The organism is Leptolyngbya boryana PCC 6306, from assembly GCF_000353285.1.
Lineage (GTDB): Bacteria > Cyanobacteriota > Cyanobacteriia > Leptolyngbyales > Leptolyngbyaceae > Leptolyngbya > Leptolyngbya boryana.
In genome coordinates, this window is sequence record NZ_KB731324.1 from 678,880 (window position 1) to 696,759 (window position 17,880).

A 17,880-nucleotide genomic window follows, 5' to 3' on the forward strand; every position below is an offset into this window, starting at 1 on the left:
GGGGGGCAGATTTGCCTCTAAAAATTCTGTTGTTTTGGATGTGGTGTCGTGCTTGACCTAAAGCTAATTCGTGAAAATCCTGATCTCGTGCAGACGAAGCTCAATCAGCGAGGGGGATCTTATGATCTTTCGACGATCGTGTCGCTGGATCAGCAGCGTCGTGAGTTAGAGGTTGAGCGATCGCAGTTGCAGGCGCGCAGTAATGAGGTTGGTAAATTAGTCGGACAGAAGATCAAAGCTGACCCGAAAAGTGATGAGGTTCAGGCATTGCGAGAAGAAGGCAATGCACTCAAAGCAAAACTGAGTGAGTTAGAACCAAGAGAGAAAGCAATTCGAGAACAGATCGAAACTCAATTGTTAGGGTTTCCGAATTTGCCGAGTGACACGACTCCGATCGGCAAAGATGAAACGGAAAATGTTGAGGTTCGACGTTGGGGCGACGAGTTCAAACCGTCGATCGCAGTTCTGCCTCATTACGAGATTGCTGAAAAGCTCGGAATTATCAATACTGAACGCGCTACGAAGATTGCTCAGACGCGATTTGTCGTGCTGATGGGTGCAGGTGCGGCATTAGAGCGAGCGTTGATTCAATTTATGCTGAATCAGCAAATTGCCGCAGGCTATGTGGAGATTTTGCCGCCTGTGTTGATCAATTCGCGATCGATGACTGCGACCGGACAGTTGCCGAAGTTCTCAGAAGAGAGCTTCAAATGTGCAGACGATGATTTGTGGCTAGCTCCGACAGCGGAAGTTCCCGTGACCAATTTGTATCGGGATGAGATTCTGTCAGCCGAACAGTTACCGATCTATCACTGTGCTTATACGCCTTGTTTTCGTCGAGAAGCGGGGAGCTATGGTCGAGATACGCGCGGATTGATTCGACTGCATCAATTTAACAAAGTCGAGCTAGTAAAACTGGTGCAGCCTGAGACTTCTGAGCAAGAGCATCAAAGCTTAGTACGAAATGCAGAGGCGATTCTGGAAGCCTTAAAGTTGCCCTATCGCACGATCGAGCTTTGTACAGGAGACTTAGGATTTGGAGCGGCGAAGTGCTTTGATTTAGAGGTTTGGCTGCCGTCTTCGGGCACGTACCGCGAGATTTCTAGCTGCTCGAATTTCAAAGACTTTCAGGCGCGACGCGGGAATATCCGATTTAAAGAAGCGGGGCAAAAAGGTACTCAGTTTGTGCATACGCTGAATGGATCAGGACTCGCGATCGGGCGAACGATGGCGGCAGTCTTGGAGAACTATCAGCAGGCGGATGGAACTGTACGAGTGCCGGATGTCTTGCAGCCTTATTTGGGACGTGAGGTTTTGTAGATCGGATTTAGATTCTTATAGGTGCGATCGCGGTATCGATTAAATCAAGAACATCGCGATCGACTGCCAGATCAAATTTGCGCGCAAAATCAGCCTGACTGTTCATCAACGCTGGAAAATCAGTAGATTGGAGAATCTTAGGATGACCGTTCCGGGTTTGAGAAAAATCAAAATATCGTCTACTATCGTTGCAAAGTTTGAATTTCTGACTGTTGACTAATATTGTTTGAATAAAGCATTCATCAGGAATTGCTACTCCCTTGTAGTAGTCAACGATATCAGGATTGAGTTGAACGTACTGGTGGAGATATTCCACACATGGTCTAGACAGCGTACAAAGAAATGAGCCGCCATAACATACAAAATGTTGGTTGAATGGCGATGAAGTCCTTAAGCCTAACGTAATTCCATAAGAGAAATTTACTCGAAAAAAAGGTTGGAGATAGTTCAGGAGTTTGACGGGCTTAAGAACTTCTTTCTGCCACTCTGCTAGATCGCGGCTCAAAGTTCGATATTGGTAGTGATAGCGAGAATAGCCTTCATTCCTTTTCCACGGGCTGTGCTTTGAGAAAACCTCAAAGTGATGGACAAAACCATCGTAATCACTGTGAGATAAAGATTTCTCAACTTCAGCAAGCGGTCGGATCGGATAGTCTTGACCGGATAGATTGATCAACCAGCTAAAATCACTTCCAGAAGCGAGTAACCATGAGATCGCATCCAGATAACTCTGGACAATCTCAAAGCTTCCTCTGCCTCCGCGTGATGGAATCACGTCAACATTCGGTAAATCCTCAAATGTCGATCGCGGCAAATCGCAGTTTGTAAAGTCATGACTGATCAAGATCTGAGCAGTTGGACTCAATGATTTAATGCGGCGAACCAAGCGTTCAACCTGTTCAGGTGATTTATGGGTTTGGAGAAGGTAGCAAACTCTCATCATTTCTAATCCAGCGATAAACGAACTGGAACTTCTGAACTTCCATGAATTGAAGGCTCTCTAGACCGTGTAATTGGCTCCATCGGCTGTACTTTTGGGAAAAACGAATGGGTTTTTGCCAAAGCAATATGGAACAAAAATGCAGGATTACCCAGTAAATAGCGGGTTGCTAGACGCTTAGGCTCCTGGCAGAGACGATATAGCCATTCCAAGCCTAGATTCGAGATCATCGGTGGACAGTTTGGAACAATTCCCGCTAGGCGATCGATGACTGCACCTCCTAGCATCATGACATTTACATTCAACCGCTCCCGATTGAGTTGAATCCAATTCTCTTGAGTAGGCATTCCCATGCCTACGACTAAAATCTTTGGCTTCACGTGATTGATCTGTCTGATGACTTGTTCGTTTTCTTGGGCGTTCTGCATGTCAAAGTAGCCGTGATGACCATTGATGATCACATTGGGATATTGCTGTTTGACTTGCGCGATCGCGGCATTTAAGCATTCAGGCTTCGCGCCTAAGAGGAAAATTGAAAAACCATGTTGGTTGCAGTGAGCTAATACCTTTGGCATCAGAAGACTATAAGAAGCTCGGTATTCCAAAGGCAATTTTACTCCCATCCAGCAAATAGCTTTGAGAATACCCATACTATCGCAATGGGCGATTTCAGCACTTTGGAGAAAGTGATGAAACCAAGGAAGCTGCATGGATAAATTGAAGCTATGCACATTGTAGTTTGCGACAGTTAGCTTCCTTCCTTCAATACAAGCAATATGGATCGCATCGACGATCGCGGAAACTGTCATAAACGTAATTCGTCGTCCTAGTAAATCAACAGTCAAATTCGGAGGACTTTCTAGCTGATACATTTTATTTGCCTAGTTGTATAGATGCTTAGATGAATCCGCCCAATTTCGTCCAATAGCGATTGTAGCTAGCTCAGATTACAAGAGATGCTTCGTCTTCCAAGATGCTCTAGCCGAGTTTAAGTTCCTGAGTTTAAGTTCCTTTGGTAATGAATTCTAATCAGGTGATTAATCTCAATCACAGTCGCCAGACTTGCAACGAATGGTAAGAATCTCTAAATTCTAAGTTCATCTCTCAAAAGTAATAGATATCGATTTTCGACTCTGTGTAGCTGCTTCAGATGCTTGCTTAAGTCATGATTAGCAAGTTGTTCAGCAACTTGCACATAATTTTTCTGTTGTGTAGAGATCAACATAAAACTAAGGTTAATGTGTGAGCTTAGATGACTCTTTCTACCTTTAGAAAGAGTTACATAACGTTTCTTTTGCTTATACCTATAGGCTGTATTGGTTTACTACCTGGAAAGCTTTGTTGCGATTTTTACCAATCAATCTGAATGTTCAGGTTGCATGATGCCAAATGTAGGGAGTTTTCCATGAGTACTTATCCTAGAGTCAGCGTTGTGATTCCGGCTTACAATGTTCGCTCTTATCTTGAAGATGCTCTTATTTCCTTGGAGCACCAATCTTTTCAAGCATTTGAAGCGATCGTAGTCGATGATGGTTCAACCGATGGAACTGCCGACTTAGTTGAGCAATTTTGCCAGCGTGATCCCCGTTTTCGCTTAGTGACAAAGCCGAATGGGGGACTTTCATCTGCTCGCAATTATGGGATTCGTCAGGCGCAAGCAGAGTATATTGCAATGTTGGATGGTGACGATCGCTATGAGCCAGATAAACTAGCAAATCATGTGGCAAGGCTTGATCGTGATCTCCAGATTGGAGTCGTCTATAGTGCTTCAAAAATCATTCGCGATGATGGACAACAAAGCTGGATGTCTTTGAGCGGAAAGCCGATTTTTTCAGATGCTCTCGTCTCACTATTGTGCAAAAATTTCATCGGAAATGGCTCCAATGCGATGTTTCGTCGGGCTTTAGTCGATGAGGTGGGAGAGTTTGATGAAACATTGCGGAGTTCTGAGGATCTGGATTTCTGGCTTCGAGTTGCAGCAACACGGCGATGGCGATTTTATCGAGAATCTCAGGCTCTTTGTTGTTACCGGGTACGTCCTTCTGGATTGTCTTTTAACGTGGCACAGATGCAGCGATCGCATGAGCAAGTTCTTCAAGCTGCTTACCTGCGATCTCCGGAACAGATTGAACCTTGGTTGCCAACGGCTTATGCCTATATGTATCGCTTGCTGGCTCGATTAGCGCTGACAGGCGGCGATACAAAGCAGGCTCAGCAGTTGATGCAGCAAGCTTGGGATTGCGATCGCTCGATCTTTTATCGAGATCCGCGATCGCTGTTGACGTTACTTGCTGTGAAGCTCGCGCCGATTGCGAAACAACTGATTGAGCGATCTCTGGGTAAGTCACAGCGTTTAGATATTGCAAAATCTATTCAGAGCAGAGAACTATGAAGACAGTCTCATTGCTCAGAGGTGGATTGTGGATTACTTATGCAACGTTTGTGACTCGAATTTTTGTCTTTTTGAGTAATTTGGTCTTGGCGCGATTGCTTCAGCCTTCAGACTTTGGTGTGATTGGGATCGCCTATGTTTTTTGGTCATTTTTCACGCTATTTACTCAAGACACAGCAGGAGCTTTCATTATCTACAAGGGAGTCGATAATCCTAAGTACGTGAATACGACTTACACGATTAGCTTAGGAGTAGGTCTGGGATTAGGTCTGCTCATGGCGATCAGTTCACCTTGGGTTGCGAGCTTTTTTAATGAACCTGCTTTAGTTGGCATCCTGATTGTCTTTGCATTCAATTTACTTTTATCTTCTGCGACCTATGTTTATTCGGGCGTAATGACGCGGCGAATGCAGTATCAGGCACTCGCAAATATTAGTCTGGCAAACTCAATCACACGACTACTCTGTACGACTGGGGCGGCTCTATTAGGGTTAGGGTACTGGTCTTTCGTGATTGGAGATACGATTTCCTGGATCGTCAATGCGCTGTTAACGCGGTATTACTCTAGGCATCGATTTCGGCTCCAAATTGATCCTGAAATTCGATCTGAAGTGCTGACGTTTTGCTTCGGTTCAGTGGGCGCAAGTTTGGGATTCTATCTCAGCTTTAATGCGGATAATTTTACGGTCGGAAAAGTATTAGGTAATGCGAGTTTGGGGTACTACAATCTTGCTTATCAGCTATCGATGACACTCTCAGGAATTTCCAGCGCGTTGCTGAACCAATTGGGAATGCCTGTTTTTGCTCAATTACCGATCGACAAACAAGAGAATGCTTTGTTTAAGGTAGTTGAGCAAATTGCTTTTTTGACGGCTCCGATTTATGCGCTGATTTTCTTAATTCTTGATCCCTCAGTTGTGACGCTCATTTTTGGTTCTCAATGGATTCCAATATGTACCGTGCTACCGGGGTTACTTTTTTATGCTTACTTTCGTGTCGTGAATTCGCCGCTCTATTCTATGCTCGTTGCTAAAGGTCGTCCGGATCTCAATGCTAGAGTCAGCCTTCAAATTGCTCCGCTTGCAGTTCTGAGCTTTATTGCAGGTGCTTATCAAGGGGGGATTATTGGCGTAAGCATAGCTGTGGCAGCGGTACTTGGAATTCTTTGGACACTTTATTACTGGTGGATTGCTTGCAAGCATCTCCATTGGTCAATGAGTCGCTTTCTTCGCCCTTGCTTTATCCCGATTCTGCTGAGTATTCCAGGGCTGGCAATTTCATTTCATCTGCCTTTCATAGTTAAGCCATTTACTTTTCTATTTGCGTATCTTGTCTGTATTCAGGTTGTCGCTCCTCAGCAAATCGTTCAATATCAAGCATTAATTCATAAACTATACGATCGCTTATTTCACTAACTTAAGCACAATGAAGAAGATTATTTTTCTGATGCCTTATTTTGGTTGTTTTCCTGAATGGTTTGATTTGTATCTCGAATCATGCCGCTGGAATCCAACGATCGATTGGCTTTTCTTCACAGATTGTGGAGTTCCCGAAAATGCTCCAGCAAACGTGCGATTTATTCAAATGAGCTTTCAAGCCTATCAACAGCTTGTTTGCGATCGCTTAAATATTAGTTTTCAAACTCATTCTGCCTATACCGTGTGTAATCTTCGTCCTGCGTATGGCTTGATTCATCAGGAGCATATTGCTGGATATGATTACTTTGGCTTTGGGGATATTGATGTCATTTATGGCAATCTCCGAGCTTTTTATACAGATGCAGTGCTTAACTACAATACGATTTCGACGCACAGCGATCGAGTTTCTGGGCATCTATTTTTGATCAAGAATAATGAGTATTGGGTGAATGCTTTTCGCAGGATACCGGATTGGCAAAACCTGATGAGTCAGCCGATCAATGTGCCGATGGATGAGGGTTACTTTACAAAGCAATTGCTTGGGCGCAAACGGCTGCCCAGTTTCTTACGCCGTTTGTGGGGAATTGTTGACCCGGATAAGCGTCACCATCTGTTTCAAGAGCGCTTTAGTACGGTCTTATCTGATCGACCTTGGATGAATGGAACGTATGATTATCCGACTCAGTGGTTTTGGCATCGAGGCAAATTAACGGTCGAAACGGGTGAAGAGTTAATGTACTTACATTTTATGAATTGGAAATCCAGCCGATACTTGCGAAAACGGTATGGTGAGCAAGCTGCTTGGGAAGACCTCTCTCAACTGGTTGACCCAAACTTAACGGATTTAAGCCAAGGCTTTTGTATTAGCCCGTTGGGATTTACTCCGATTGAATCGACAGCCCCTATTGCGATCGCACTTTAAAACAATGGTGATACATCATCTTCTCGTCACAGGTGAATCGATATTTCTCGATCGGCATCAATGTCTATTCAAAGCCTTATCGAGTCATTTTGAGCAGCTTAGTTTTTCTCCGAGACAGAGCGAATGGTATGAAGCCAGACTACCTAGAACACTCTTGAAAAGTCTACTAACACTAAGGACAGGCTCTTTAAGCAAAGCAAATGCAGTCTTTCAGAAAAACAGCACTGCATTTATTCTCAAATCACGACATACTGAGCGAACGATTCAACGATTACAGCCAAAGCCTGATTTTGTACTCCAGATCTTCGGAACGTATAGTCCGGTTTGGGATGCTGGCAATATTCCCTATGCCATGTTTCTTGACTACACTGCGGCGCTGGCTGAGCGAAATTGGTCTAGCTGGGCAACATTTTTAAGCGATCGCACCAGAACTGCTTGGTTTGAGTGCGAACGGTCAGCCTACAGCCGAGCCGAGCATATCTTTAGCATGAGCCAAGTTGTGAAAACATCGCTGATTGAAGAGTATGGAATTCCTGAAAACAAAGTCACAGTCGTCGGTTCGTCAGGCGATTTTCAAGTTCCTGATGTTCGAGAAAAAGCGATCGGAAGTCAGCAAATTCTCTTTAATGGATCAGATTTTGAGCGCAAGGGTGGAGATTTAGTCCTCGCTGCTTTTCGCCAGGTTAGGAAAGCTTTGCCAAACTCGAAGCTTGTTGTGATTGGTCGAAAACTATCAATTGAGGAACCCGGAGTTGAGAATCCAGGACATATTGCCGATCGTGCAGAAATTCGTCGATTATTTCTGAACACAGATTTAGTCGTTGCTCCTGCCTACTGTGATCCCTTCCCAACTTTTTTGATGGAAGCCATGAACTATGGTATTCCCTGTGTTGTGTCCAATCGAGACGGAATGCCCGAAATTGTCGATCACGAAATCAATGGGATCGTGCTTCAGCATTTGACTTCTGAGCATTTAGCAAAGCATCTGATTGATCTGCTCACAAATCCTGCTGTGCTTTTATCAATGTCTCAAGCAGCGCAGATGAAAGTTCGGACTCAATTGAACTGGAATGCGATCGCGAAAACCATAGCGCAGACTCTAAAATCTGAGGCATATGATTATGTTTAACTTTGGCTTTGTCATAGAACACATGCTAGGGCATGTCACACACTATCAGAATCTAAAACACTGGGTCACACAAGATAGCACTGTACGTCCGGTTTGGATGCCGATCGAGGCGGGAAAAAATGATCTATGGAAACATCTGCCGATGATTCGTAACAACTGGTCGCTCCAGTCTAGTCTTCGTGCCCGTGATGCGATTCGAGCGGCTCAGCCTTTAGATGCCCTATTTTTGCATACTCAAACCGTATCTTTATTCGCATCTTCATTTGCACAGCAGATTCCAACCATTATTTCTACAGATGCTACACCGCTCAACTATGACACTGTTGCCGCAGGATATCAGCATAAAGTTGGGGGACATTCCTTACTAGAACGTCAGAAATTTTTGTGGAATCGCCATTCTTATCATGCTGCTACTGCTCTGATTACATTCTGTCACTGGGCAAAAGACTCTCTGATCAAAGATTATGATGTACCTGCTGAGAAAGTCACCGTGATCTCATCTGGGATCGACTTAGAACAATGGCATTTTCAGCGAAATCAAACGATCGATAGTCCTGTACGTTTGCTATTTGTAGGAGGAGATTTTACTCGTAAAGGAGGACATACGCTGATTGAAGCTTTTCGCAGTGGGCTGGAGGGTTGCACGCTAGATATTGTCACCCAAGATGCACAAGTTGCTGAGGATCTATCAGGCGTTGAGCGAGTCAAGGTCTATCAGAATTTGGGGGCGAATAGTTCAAAACTCAAGGAATTGTATGCTAAAGCAGATATGTTTGTCTTGCCGACTCAGGCTGACTGCTATCCCAATGTAATTATGGAAGCAATGGCGGCAGGCTTACCGATTGTTACCACTGATGTTGGCGCGATCGGTGAACAGGTAGACAACGGAGTGAATGGACTGCTTGTGCCGATCTCAGATGTCAGTGCTTTGGTGACGGCACTTAAGGTTTTGATTGATGATCCATTGAAACGACGAGCGATGTCGATCGCGAGTCGTCAGCTAGCAATAGAACGATTTGATGGTCGCCGCAACTATAACCAGATTTTAGCCTTGATGAAAAATTTAACTCAGGAGCATCAAGCTTCTAAACGGTTGTCTTCTCCAAAAAATCTCTTGGTGCGTTTCTAATTATGGTGGTCAATCATTTAGCAAGTTCTTCTGAAATTCAGGTTAAGCAGCGAGTTAGAGTAAAGCCCGATGTTGCAATTTTTTTGCGAGGGCTATATGGTGGCGGTGCTGAAAAAGCAATGCTGAATCTTGCTCGTGGATTTATCGATCGTGGATTACAAGTTGATCTCGTGCTTGCTAGAGCCGCGGGAGTGTATTTAGAACAAGTCCAGCCTGAGATTCGAGTTGTGGATCTCAAAGCAGAATGGATGCCATCAAGTTTGCCAAAACTCACTCGCTATCTCCAGCAGACTCATCCCACGACAATGCTCGCCGCTTTGCATTATCCCTGTGAAATTGCTTTGTGGGCAAAACGGCTCGCAAGAGTTTCAACGCGCATCATTGTGTCAGAGCATAATCATCTTTCGCTTGAAGCACAGCGCATTCCTCAACGATCGGTGCAATTCACTCCGACTGCTGCGAGACTATTTTATCCTTGGGCAGATGGAATCGTTGCCGTTTCGCAAGGCGTTGCAGACGATCTCGCTGAGATTACTCGACTCAATCGCGATCGCATTCAAGTCGTCTACAATCCGATCGTGTTACCTGAATTGTTCACGCAAGCGCAAGAACCTGTAACACATCCTTGGTTTAAGCCTGATCAACCTCCTGTCGTTCTAGCGGTAGGTCGGCTCTATCCACAAAAAGATTTTTCGACCTTGATTCATGCCTTCGCTCAAGTTCGACGGATTCGACCGGCTCGGCTTGTGATTCTGGGGGATGGTCCTGAACGAGAGCGTCTGACCACGTTAGTAGAAGAACTGGGATTAACCGAGGATGTCGCTTTACTGGGGTTTGTACAAAATCCCTATGCATATATGGCAAAAGCGGCTGTGTTTGTGCTGTCTTCTGCTTGGGAAGGGTTAGGCAATGTTTTAGTAGAAGCGTTGGCAGTTGGAACGCCTGTGGTTTCGACAAACTGCGAGAGTGGCCCGGCTGAGATTTTAGCGCAAGGAAAGTATGGTGTGCTGACTCCAGTGGGAGACGATTCCGCGATCGCATCAGCAATCATTCAGACCCTATCAAGCCCGGCTCGACAGGTTGATCCCCAATGGTTGAAGCAGTTCACATTAGAAACTTGTACGCAACAGTATTTAGACGTTTTGGGTATTTGTGATTATTCTTCACCCACAAAAACAGTATGAAATTCAATAGTACCTTGTATCAAACCACAGCACAGCTAGTCGGTCAGTTGCCAAAAGGTCGATCGAAGGCGTTAGGTGCTTTATTTTCACTTTGGAATAGTCATCCGAGCTGGGATCCTTGGCTGCTCAAAGATGGAGATGTCTATCGACTTTTTTACTTGTTAGGTTCGAGTAAATCGGGACCTTGGTGGCTAGAAGGCAAAATATGCGGTGCAATTTCAACGGACTTAGAACAATGGCAAGACTTGGGAACTGTGCTAGAAGTCAGCCCTGAGCATTCCTGGGAAGCTGGAAGAATGCTGGCGGGTTGCGCGCTCAAAGAAAATGGGATCTACTATCTTTTTTATTCAGCCGCCGGAGAGGGTGCTGAGATTATGAATGAAGGGATTGGGTTAGCGACTTCAAGGGATGGCATACACTGGCAACGTAGCCCTCGCGAATTGGTGAAACCCGATGCGAATCATCGTTGGTACGGACAGTATAAGCGAAGCCTAGGAGGTTGTGACTATGATCATTATCAGTGGCGCGATCCCTATGTGGTGAAAGATGAGCAGACTGGGCTTTACTATATGTTTATCTGTGCTTATCGCAAAGAAGGCGGGAAAGGTGCATATCGAGGATGTGTTGGCTTAGCTGTTGCTGATCGCATTGATGGATCGTATGAACTGCTGCCGCCTGCGGCAACTCCTACGATCGAAGGAACTCAAGAGTCTCCTTTTTATGAAATGGAGCGCCCGCAAGTCATTTATAGAAATGGTCAGTATCATCTGTTTTTCTCTTGCTGGACAACTTGGTTAAATCCTAAGTGGTTGGGCACGGTCGATCGCGCACAAATTACCGATTCTTCGCTGTACTGGTATGTTGCTGATCAGATTACAGGACCTTATCGCCCTGTTAGCCAGACTCCAGTTGTGAGTGGAAGTTCTCGATCGGGAATTTATGGAACGAACTTTTTTTCGGCTCCAGATGCGCCGGATGAATTTATTGCTTATGGTTGGTACTGCAAACGCATGACACTAGCCATTTCCCCGTTTGTTCGGGTCATATGGAATCAAGATTCGATCCGCTTGTCGATCTAACCTTCTCCAGATATCTGCTCCCAACTCGTCAAATTTGCCTGATGGGGTTGTACTTCATGCAAGACAGCCCCTAACCAAACGAAAAAGAACCAGAGATTAACTGCCATCCAACTGAGCGGAGTGGCATTACAAGAGATGTAGAGTGCAATCAAACTAGCAAATGCCCATTTACAGCCAAAATGACCGTTTACTGCTGGCGTATAAGTTGCGAAAAGCGTCAGAATCATTGCAGCGATCAAAGCAATGAAGCCGAAAATTCCGTTTAGATAAAGCACAGCCGCATAAGTCGAGAAGGAGCCAAGACCAATATAGCTATCTTCATATAAATGCGCTCTACCTCGAATGACTCCCCAGCCGATCCAGGGCGATTCTTGCCAAGCTTCGAGTGTTTTGCGAACGACCAAAGCTCGTTCTTGCGAAGAGTTTGCGCGAGCTTGCGTAAATCCTTCCATTGGCTTGCGGAAGAGTTCTTCGATCGTCAGTCCCCAAATACTAGACATCATTAGCGTCAGAGCCGTACTCCAGAGCGACAACTGGCGAAATAATCCATTTTCAAAGCAGGTTCCGATAAAAAGCGCGATCGGTAAACACAGCCATGCGCTCCGACTGGCGCTCACAATTAACGCTGCAACTGCACCGAGTAAGGCGACATAGCGAAGTCGACGATCGCGTTCGCCTAAACAAATCAAAAAGCATAAAACAGCGCAGAGTCCCAGAATGGGAGGATCAGGCGTATACAGAACTGTTCTGGGTAATGGAATACCTAAAAAGCTTGAAAAATGAGCAAACATTACTCGCAAACTTCCTTTGTCGCCTGGCAGAATGCGTGCAAGTGGCGGCAGATAACCGTTCCCGCCAATTCTGAGGAACAGCATAGCAATTTGAATCGCGATCGCAACCAAATAGCCCGAAGACATCCAAGCGATCGCTCTAGTGACAACCTCAACGCGGACTTGGCTAAAAAAGGGTAATGCTAGACAGGCAAAAATCAAAAAATAGCTTTTGAGAAAGGTGACAACGGCTGCTGCTGCCACTTGTAGGTTAAAGCCCATCTCGTTGATCCCCAAGGCTGCTGTCCAAAGCATCACGATCGACATCACGAACCAAGACCAAACATACACCGGAAAAGGTCTTTGAATGAGTTGATCCCAGCTAAAGTGAATTGCGAATAAGGTTAAGACAACAGCAGGATAAAAGAGCGGCTGAATTCCCATTAACCACCACAGTGGAGTCAGGATAATTGTCCAATAGATGATGCGCTCTGAACGTGATAAAGCATAAATCTGATGTTGGAGTTTGAGGAGCATCTCTCTCTACTGCACGCAATTTCTGAGGTACGTTAGCTTTAAATTCACTCTCGGACATCAATCGATCGGTAGAGAGAACTGACAGGTAACGCTAATTTAGTTCTACCTATTTATGTATTTGCAATTGATCGAAGGTGAATAAAATAATGTAGCTTGAATTCCTCATACCCGCAGTTGTTTAGGAGCGGTCTGAATGAAAAAAATAGCGCTCATTGCTTCTAGACATTGGAAGGCTTTGCTTGGTCTGAATGCAGTTGTAATATTCGGGACTTTAGGAGCGATGTTGACCACTCCTAAAGTTTGGACTGCTCAGGCGCAACTGATTCTGCCTTCCTCGAATGGAGGCAACCTTGATGCCAACTTGGGAACTTTAGGGTCTTACCGTAACAGTGATCCGAGCTTTTCACCTCAAGTCAATCCCCTGAAAATTCAAGAGGCAATTCTCACCAGTGATGCGATTCTTGAAAAGGCTTGGGCAGCTGATCCTGAGAGAGATGCAGCGAATAAACCTCGCAATTATGGACAATTCTTTGAAGTGACTTCGCTCGAACAAACGAGCGTCATGCTGCTCTCTGTCACAGGCTCAAGTCCCGATATCGCCAAGCAGCGCGCAGAAGCAATTCTCAATGCCTATCGGCAGCGTCTGAGCGAGCTTCGTCAGGCGAATAACAATACACGCGATGGCTTTAGCCAGAAACAGCTTGAACAAGCTCAACGCAGATTAACTGAAGCGCAGACTGCTCTAGCACAATTCAAACAATCGACAGGATTGGTAAATAACGAAGAACAAACGAAAGGGCTAGTTGGAACGATCAATACTTTAGAAGCGGCACAGGCACAGGTTCAGGCGGAATCTCAAGCGACTCGCGATCGCGCAAATACTCTCGCGACTCGATTAAATCTTTCGCCTACTGACGCAGTTCAAGCCTTAGGATTAGACCAAAACGAAGATTATAAAGAGCTTCGCAGTAAGCTCACTGAAGTTGAGTCTACGCTGGGCAAATTGCGATCGACATTCACAGATCGCAGCCCTCAAGTACAAAGAGCGATCGTAGAGCGGGACACTTTGCGGAACCAGCTTCAGCAGTATGTTGGGCAAGCCGCAGGTCGAATTTCTGCCAATACAGATTTTACAACTGGGGCGGAAGGACGGAATACCTTAATTGAACAATTAGTGTTAGCTGAAACGAATGCGAATGGACAACAACGACAAGCAGAACAACTCCAGCAACAAATTGATCAGCGGCAAAAAATCCTCAATCAATTGCCTGCAAATCAAGCAAAACTCAATGCTTTACAGCGACAGGCAGATGTTGCGGAAGGAGTTTATAAAGGGCTAGTTGCACAGACACAACAATCAAATATTGATGCTTTTAATGCGTATCCAAATATTCAGGAGTTAAACGCACCCTTTGTTGATGCTAAACCATCGAGTCCAAAGAAATCTCTGATAGCAATTAATGCGCTTCTTGCTTCTGTCATTGGGAGCATTGCACTAATATTGTTGCTCGAAGCTCGCAATCCATTGCTGACTCCCAAAGATTTGCAGGCTCTAAAATTTTCGCTTGTTGCTCGTATTCCCAAACTAAAGCGACTGGCAATAGAGCCGAATTCAAGCTTTGAAGGTGAGATCGAGTTTCAGCGAGTAGCGTCAGCGATTAGTCTTCAACCGCTGAAAGGGATACGACTGTTAATTGCAAGTGCGATAACGGGTGAGGGAAAAACGACAGTAGCACTGCAACTTGCTCATGCTTTAACCGAACTCGGATTTCGAGTGCTGCTGGTTGACGGAGATTTTCGTAAAGCTCAGTTAAGTCATCAACTTGGTTACTTGAGCGATCGCTCAGTTGGAGATCAAGTCATTTCGTTGCAACCTAATCTCGATTTTGTGCCAACGATGCCTCAGACTGGCAAGATTGTCGATTTAGTCAAACGGGGACGATTTGAACGTTACTTGGCAGTGGCGGAATCTCAGAAAGACTATGATTATGTATTAGTAGACAGCGCTCCAGTCAGCTCAACCAGTGAAACTGCACTAATGGCTGCGATCGTGCCTTATGTTCTTTTTGTCGTTCGCCCAGGAATTAGCGCTCGAAATGTTGTGAATAATAGTTTAGAGCAGTTAACGCAACACCATGCTAAACTGCTAGGCTTGGTGATCAATGGTGTCGAAGTTCAAGGTCATGCCTATTCGTATCACTCTAATCATGATGATCCTCGTCCATATCGATTATCAAATTGATTCTTTTCAGCAGTCTACTCAAAGCGTCAGTCTCATGAGCCAAAACCAGAACATCGCGACTGTCGATTGGAGTAAGAGCCAGGCAGCGAGTACGAATTTGGGGTATGGCTTAAATGCGTATCAAGGTTTTCGACCTGAGAGTTTTAGCACTTCGGCTTATCAAAGTAATATGTCTGTGATGAATCCGGGTTTGATTCGGTTTCATAATAGCAGCATGTTGCAAGACTCTAGCACACCGGATGGGCTGATCGATACGGCTCGTCGAGTTTGGGATGCGAAGAAAGTAAAAGCTGCTTTAGTGGCTTCATTTTCGTCTTTTAAGCGGGAACAACCGCAACGGATGATTAATATTCCGACTTGGCCAGATTGGATGGATGCGGATCGGGACGGATTTCTCGATCGCAATCAGTTTGATAACTATGCAAAGCTGTGCGCTGATTTGGTCAAAATTGTCAACCAAGATGCTCAATTGAAAGTACAGTATTGGGAAGTGACGAATGAGAAGGATGATCACTACTTTACTCAGTTCTATACAGAGAGTGGCTGGGGTGGGTTGAAGGATGCAGCGAAGCCCGATCGCGTCAATGAACTGGTCACGATTTATAACAAAACTGCGATCGCGATGAAACAAGCAGACCCGACAATTCAAGTGGGCGGGATCGGTCTAGCACGCCCCGATCTGCAACCGTTTTATGTTCCGTTCATCAAGGGAACTGCAAATCATCTTGATTTTTTTACTTATCACTTTTACGCAACGGGAAGTGCTTCTACCTCAGACCAAGATGTGTTTCAGACCACTCGCGCGATTGGCGACTACACTCGCACGATTGTACAAACGCTGCAAAATGCAAGCCCAAATCGCACGATTCCAGCCATGTTGGGTGAATATAACATTAGCTGGACATGGGAAACTCGCGATCCCCGCATGATCAATCATAAAGGGGTTGTGTTTGATGCGTTAACGATGGTCAGTGCCCTCTCAAATGGTGCGACTGCAACCTTGACTTGGAACGAGAAAGATGGCGTTTACGGCAAAATGGACGATAGCAGTCAGATGCGTCTGGGAGGCAAATTCTTACAATTGTTGAATCAATTCATGATTGGCGATCGCGTCTCGACAAAAACTGCTCCTGACAGCGCTATTACGACTTTTGCTGTGAATAATGCTGCTTTGGGATACAAGTCTTACTTGCTGATTAACTCCTCAAATGATTTGCAGCAAGTTCAACTCGATTTTGCCGGATGGCAGCCCACTCAATCGACGTTAGAGACATATACGATCTCGGCTTCAGGCTATCTCAACAAAACTGTTAACTGGTCGGAACTTAACAGTGGATTTGCGATGCCTGCTAGCTCTGTGATGTTATTCACATTTACAAAATAATGCGATCGCATTATTTTGAGTTGCTATTTTGATTTGCGCTTTGACTTTGGAGGCGTGCGATGTTCGCCAAAGTATTTCTCGCTGCGATAGCGTAGCCAGACTCTCAGAACTTGCGGAATTTTCTCTTTCTGCTCTTTCGTCAACGTGTTGTAAAGTGCCAAGGCACGTTCTCGTTCTCCTCGACAAGCAGCATTATTATGAGCATCCCAATAGCTACGAGCGACCCGAATTCGGCGACAGACTTCTTTGATCAATGCCTCGCCAGTTAAAGGTTCTTCTTGCTTTGTCATCTTTTTTGATCAGAATGTACTCTAATCATTCTAGTAGGAATGAAGTCGAATCCCCCCACTCCCCACTCCCCACCTATGCAATATTTACTTTAAACTGCCCAGGAGTATTAATCTTGATAATGCCTCCAAATGCACAGTTACAGATTGCCGTGTTCGGGAGAGCAGGGATTTTGCCAATTTTTACTTTAATAGCACCAGGTGACCAAGGGCTGACAATTGCAGGGATACAAGGCATGGGTGTCAGGACTCCAAAAGCAGCAGCAGTTGCAGCAGCTACGGCTGGATTTGCGATCGAACTACACATGGCAAACGGCAAAATATTCGCCATTGGGATATTGTCGAAAATTGTTGCGGCGAGCGGAGTTGCTCACGAGATTAATAATCCAGTTGGTTTTCTCAAAGGCAATATCCAACCTGCCCTAGATTACATCAGTGATTTATTTGGACTCATTGATCTTTATCAGGAAAGAACTTCTCCCCCTGATCCAGTCATTCAAGCAGAAATCGATGAGATCGACTTAGAGTATATTCGCGAGGATCTTCCCAAGTTGATTAGCTCAATGAGAGAAGGCATAGAACGAATCCGGAATATTAGTACCAGTTTACGAACCTTCTCCCGCGCTGATCAAGATCATAAAGTTCCTTTTGATATTCATTCAGGGCTTGATAGCACTCTGCTGATTTTGAAACATCGATTAAAAGCAGATGATCGCCGTCCAGAGATCAAAATTATTCAAGAATATGGTCAGTTGCCCGCGGTTGATTGCTATCCAGGTCAGTTGAATCAGGTGTTTATGAATTTGCTGGCGAACGCGATCGATGCTTTAGAAGATAGCAATAAGGGACGGAGCTACGAAGAAATTCAAGCTCATCCGAATCAAATCGGTATTTACACAACAGTTGTGGATGATCAATCAATCAAGATTCGTATCTGTGATAATGGCGTAGGAATGGATGACGCGACTCAGCAAAAAATCTTTGACCATCTATTCACAACAAAAGAAGTGGGAAGAGGAACAGGTTTAGGGCTGGAAATTGCACGACAGATTATCGTGGAAAAACACGGTGGTTCGATCAAGGTTCGTTCAACGGTAGGACAAGGGACAGAATTTACGATCGTACTTCCCATTCACGAGAAGTAGCC

The 17,880-nt window shown here is 45.0% G+C and carries 16 protein-coding genes; 11 read left to right on the forward strand and 5 right to left on the reverse strand.

Going from position 1 to position 17,880, the window contains the following annotated elements; genetic code table 11:
• Positions 1–48 precede the first annotated feature (48 nt).
• Positions 49–1,320: a serine--tRNA ligase gene (gene serS / locus LEPBO_RS0103215; RefSeq protein WP_017286092.1), complete on the forward strand. Its 1,272-nt coding sequence runs from the start codon at positions 49–51 to the stop codon at positions 1,318–1,320.
• A 7-nt stretch (positions 1,321–1,327) separates the two neighbouring features.
• On the opposite strand, the gene LEPBO_RS0103220 is transcribed toward serS, so the two are convergent.
• Positions 1,328–2,263 carry a beta-1,6-N-acetylglucosaminyltransferase gene (locus LEPBO_RS0103220; RefSeq protein WP_017286093.1) on the reverse strand — a complete coding sequence of 312 codons (936 nt, stop codon included), beginning with the start codon at positions 2,261–2,263 and terminating at the stop codon, positions 1,328–1,330.
• A gap of 2 nt (positions 2,264–2,265) precedes the next feature.
• Complete coding sequence (locus tag LEPBO_RS0103225) at positions 2,266–3,132, reverse strand: WecB/TagA/CpsF family glycosyltransferase (protein ID WP_017286094.1); 867 nt, start codon at positions 3,130–3,132, stop codon at positions 2,266–2,268.
• Positions 3,133–3,665: 533 nt separating this feature from the next.
• Between LEPBO_RS0103225 and LEPBO_RS0103235 the strand changes: the two genes are divergently transcribed.
• Genes LEPBO_RS0103235 through LEPBO_RS0103265 form a run of 7 tightly spaced genes read left to right on the forward strand, consistent with a single transcriptional unit; the run spans position 3,666 to position 11,513 of the window.
• The gene (locus LEPBO_RS0103235) at positions 3,666–4,652 is read left to right on the forward strand and encodes a glycosyltransferase family 2 protein (RefSeq protein WP_017286096.1); all 987 of its coding nucleotides are present in this window, start codon (positions 3,666–3,668) and stop codon (positions 4,650–4,652) included.
• A complete protein-coding gene (locus LEPBO_RS0103240; RefSeq protein WP_017286097.1) occupies positions 4,649–6,067 on the forward strand; it encodes an oligosaccharide flippase family protein in 1,419 nt (472 codons plus the stop codon). The genes LEPBO_RS0103235 and LEPBO_RS0103240 overlap by 4 nt, the downstream gene beginning before the upstream one ends.
• A 10-nt stretch (positions 6,068–6,077) precedes the next feature.
• Positions 6,078–6,992 (forward strand): DUF6625 family protein, encoded by a 915-nt coding sequence (locus tag LEPBO_RS35990; RefSeq protein ID WP_017286098.1) that lies wholly within the window; start codon positions 6,078–6,080, stop codon positions 6,990–6,992.
• A gap of 4 nt (positions 6,993–6,996) precedes the next feature.
• On the forward strand, positions 6,997–8,121 hold the full coding sequence (locus LEPBO_RS0103250) for a glycosyltransferase family 4 protein (protein ID WP_017286099.1): 1,125 nt from the start codon (positions 6,997–6,999) through the stop codon (positions 8,119–8,121).
• The gene (locus LEPBO_RS35995; protein ID WP_017286100.1) at positions 8,114–9,250 is read left to right on the forward strand and encodes a glycosyltransferase family 4 protein; all 1,137 of its coding nucleotides are present in this window, start codon (positions 8,114–8,116) and stop codon (positions 9,248–9,250) included. Before LEPBO_RS0103250 ends, LEPBO_RS35995 begins: the two co-directional genes overlap by 8 nt.
• Positions 9,251–9,252: 2 nt before the next feature.
• Positions 9,253–10,434 carry a glycosyltransferase gene (locus LEPBO_RS0103260; RefSeq protein ID WP_017286101.1) on the forward strand — a complete coding sequence of 394 codons (1,182 nt, stop codon included), beginning with the start codon at positions 9,253–9,255 and terminating at the stop codon, positions 10,432–10,434.
• A complete protein-coding gene (locus LEPBO_RS0103265) occupies positions 10,431–11,513 on the forward strand; it encodes a family 43 glycosylhydrolase (RefSeq protein ID WP_017286102.1) in 1,083 nt (360 codons plus the stop codon). Before LEPBO_RS0103260 ends, LEPBO_RS0103265 begins: the two co-directional genes overlap by 4 nt.
• On the opposite strand, the gene LEPBO_RS0103270 is transcribed toward LEPBO_RS0103265, so the two are convergent.
• The gene (locus tag LEPBO_RS0103270; RefSeq protein ID WP_017286103.1) at positions 11,510–12,820 is read right to left on the reverse strand and encodes an O-antigen ligase family protein; all 1,311 of its coding nucleotides are present in this window, start codon (positions 12,818–12,820) and stop codon (positions 11,510–11,512) included. The genes LEPBO_RS0103265 and LEPBO_RS0103270 overlap by 4 nt on opposite strands.
• 193 nt (positions 12,821–13,013) lie before the next feature.
• On the opposite strand from LEPBO_RS0103270, the gene LEPBO_RS0103275 reads away from it, so the two are divergent.
• Together LEPBO_RS0103275 and LEPBO_RS0103280 are read left to right on the forward strand one after the other, a co-directional pair.
• Positions 13,014–15,062, forward strand: a complete 2,049-nt coding sequence (locus LEPBO_RS0103275) for a GumC family protein (protein ID WP_017286104.1) — start codon at positions 13,014–13,016, stop codon at positions 15,060–15,062.
• A complete protein-coding gene (locus tag LEPBO_RS0103280) occupies positions 15,028–16,446 on the forward strand; it encodes a GH39 family glycosyl hydrolase (RefSeq protein WP_017286105.1) in 1,419 nt (472 codons plus the stop codon). The genes LEPBO_RS0103275 and LEPBO_RS0103280 overlap by 35 nt, the downstream gene beginning before the upstream one ends.
• A gap of 23 nt (positions 16,447–16,469) precedes the next feature.
• Here LEPBO_RS0103280 and LEPBO_RS0103285 read toward each other — a convergent pair whose 3' ends face one another.
• Positions 16,470–16,736 carry a hypothetical protein gene (locus tag LEPBO_RS0103285; protein ID WP_017286106.1) on the reverse strand — a complete coding sequence of 89 codons (267 nt, stop codon included), beginning with the start codon at positions 16,734–16,736 and terminating at the stop codon, positions 16,470–16,472.
• 73 nt (positions 16,737–16,809) lie between these two features.
• Positions 16,810–17,064 carry a PAAR-like protein gene (locus LEPBO_RS45240; RefSeq protein WP_081614717.1) on the reverse strand — a complete coding sequence of 85 codons (255 nt, stop codon included), beginning with the start codon at positions 17,062–17,064 and terminating at the stop codon, positions 16,810–16,812.
• Between the two features lie 232 nt (positions 17,065–17,296).
• Between LEPBO_RS45240 and LEPBO_RS45245 the strand changes: the two genes are divergently transcribed.
• Complete coding sequence (locus tag LEPBO_RS45245) at positions 17,297–17,878, forward strand: sensor histidine kinase (protein WP_394374102.1); 582 nt, start codon at positions 17,297–17,299, stop codon at positions 17,876–17,878.
• Positions 17,879–17,880 lie beyond the last annotated feature (2 nt).

Coding starts and splice junctions, on each gene's coding strand:
- LEPBO_RS0103220 (WP_017286093.1), bottom strand. CDS start 2,263: ATGATGAGAGTTTGCTACCTTCTCCAAACCCATAAATCACCTGAACAG.
- LEPBO_RS0103225 (WP_017286094.1), bottom strand. CDS start 3,132: ATGTATCAGCTAGAAAGTCCTCCGAATTTGACTGTTGATTTACTAGGA.
- LEPBO_RS0103235 (WP_017286096.1), top strand. CDS start 3,666: ATGAGTACTTATCCTAGAGTCAGCGTTGTGATTCCGGCTTACAATGTT.
- LEPBO_RS0103240 (WP_017286097.1), top strand. CDS start 4,649: ATGAAGACAGTCTCATTGCTCAGAGGTGGATTGTGGATTACTTATGCA.
- LEPBO_RS35990 (WP_017286098.1), top strand. CDS start 6,078: ATGAAGAAGATTATTTTTCTGATGCCTTATTTTGGTTGTTTTCCTGAA.
- LEPBO_RS0103250 (WP_017286099.1), top strand. CDS start 6,997: ATGGTGATACATCATCTTCTCGTCACAGGTGAATCGATATTTCTCGAT.
- LEPBO_RS35995 (WP_017286100.1), top strand. CDS start 8,114: ATGTTTAACTTTGGCTTTGTCATAGAACACATGCTAGGGCATGTCACA.
- LEPBO_RS0103260 (WP_017286101.1), top strand. CDS start 9,253: ATGGTGGTCAATCATTTAGCAAGTTCTTCTGAAATTCAGGTTAAGCAG.
- LEPBO_RS0103265 (WP_017286102.1), top strand. CDS start 10,431: ATGAAATTCAATAGTACCTTGTATCAAACCACAGCACAGCTAGTCGGT.
- LEPBO_RS0103270 (WP_017286103.1), bottom strand. CDS start 12,820: ATGCTCCTCAAACTCCAACATCAGATTTATGCTTTATCACGTTCAGAG.
- LEPBO_RS0103275 (WP_017286104.1), top strand. CDS start 13,014: ATGAAAAAAATAGCGCTCATTGCTTCTAGACATTGGAAGGCTTTGCTT.
- LEPBO_RS0103280 (WP_017286105.1), top strand. CDS start 15,028: ATGATGATCCTCGTCCATATCGATTATCAAATTGATTCTTTTCAGCAG.
- LEPBO_RS0103285 (WP_017286106.1), bottom strand. CDS start 16,736: ATGACAAAGCAAGAAGAACCTTTAACTGGCGAGGCATTGATCAAAGAA.
- LEPBO_RS45240 (WP_081614717.1), bottom strand. CDS start 17,064: ATGGCGAATATTTTGCCGTTTGCCATGTGTAGTTCGATCGCAAATCCA.
- LEPBO_RS45245 (WP_394374102.1), top strand. CDS start 17,297: ATGAGAGAAGGCATAGAACGAATCCGGAATATTAGTACCAGTTTACGA.